Raw genomic sequence first — 1,280 nt, 5'->3', positions numbered from 1 at the left:
GACCCCGAGGACGAGTACGCCCGCCTGGCCGCCCAGGTCGGCGGCACCTACGTGCACCTCGGGGCCGGTGGGGTGCGGCTCAATCCGTTCGACCTGCCCGTGCACACCGACGCCCGCGGGCGGCGCACCGCCCCGCAGGACGCTCTCAACCGGCGCAGCCTGTTCCTGCACACCGTGCTCGCCGTCCTGTTCGGCACCCCGGTCACCGCCGCCGAGCGGGCGGTGCTCGACCGCGCGATCACCGCCACCTACGCCCGCGCCGGGATCACCGGCGACGCCCGCACCTGGACCCGCCCCGCTCCCCTGCTGCGCGACCTCCGGGACACCCTCGCCGCCTACGGGGACCGCGGTGACGCGGTGGCCGGTGACCTGGCGGCCCGGTTGCACCCGTTCGTCGACGGCGCGTTCAGCGACCTGTTCGCCGGGCCCACCACCGCCACCCCGGACGGGCACCTCGTCGTGTTCTCCCTGCGGGACCTGCCCGACGAGCTGCGCGCGATCGGCACCCTGCTCGTGCTCGACGCGGTCTGGCGGCGGGTGTCCAACCCCGCGCACCGGCGGCCCCGGCTGGTCGTGGTCGACGAGGCGTGGCTGCTCATGCAACAACCCGAGGGCGCGCGTTTTCTGTTCCGCATGGCCAAGGCCGCCCGCAAACACTGGGCCGGGCTCACCGTCGCCACCCAGGACACCGCCGACGTCCTCGGCACCGACCTCGGCAAGGCCATCGTGTCCAACGCCGCCACCCAAGTCCTGCTGCGCCAAGCCCCGCAAGCCATCGACGAGATCGCCGACACCTTCGGCCTCTCCGCCGGGGAGCGCCAGTTCCTGCTCTCCGCCGACCGCGGCCAAGGGCTGCTGTCGGCCGGCACCCAGCGGGTGGCGTTCCAGTCGCTCGCCTCGCCCACCGAGAACTTCCTCGTCACCACCGACCCCGCCGAACTCGCCCGCCTCGCCGAGGACGACCCCGACGCCACCGACCACGGCCTCGCCGACGCCTACATCGACCTCGGCCCCGCCAACGACGACGTGCTCGACGACACCGATCCCACGTGACCCTCCCGGTCCCACGTCAACTGTCCAGAAAGGAGGGTCGCTATGCCGGCGCCCTTGGCTCAGAGCTGGGTGGGCGACTACCTGCGTGACCCCGGCGGCGCCACCGCCGATCTGCTCGCCGTCCTGCGGGGCTGGGCGCTGATGTGGGGGCCGGTCGCCGTTACGACGCTGCTTGTGGTGGTGGCGGGTGGGGTCGCGGCACGGCGCTGGTGGCGGCGGCGCCGGCA

At 74.1% G+C, this 1,280-nt stretch carries 2 protein-coding genes; both read left to right on the top strand.

From position 1 onward, the window contains the following. The coding region (locus ABZ193_RS43590; RefSeq protein WP_354714695.1) for an ATP-binding protein at positions 1-1,053 on the top strand (1,053 nt) is incomplete at its 5' end. Between the two features lie 42 nt (positions 1,054-1,095). Continuing rightward, positions 1,096-1,280: hypothetical protein (locus ABZ193_RS43585; RefSeq protein WP_354714693.1), on the top strand; the 185-nt coding region annotated here is incomplete at its 3' end.

Source organism: Amycolatopsis sp. NPDC006125 (assembly GCF_040614195.1).
GTDB lineage: Bacteria > Actinomycetota > Actinomycetes > Mycobacteriales > Pseudonocardiaceae > Amycolatopsis_E > Amycolatopsis_E tucumanensis.
The sequence above is the reverse complement of the archived record's forward strand: the minus strand, read 5'-3'. Positions and strand labels throughout refer to the sequence as shown.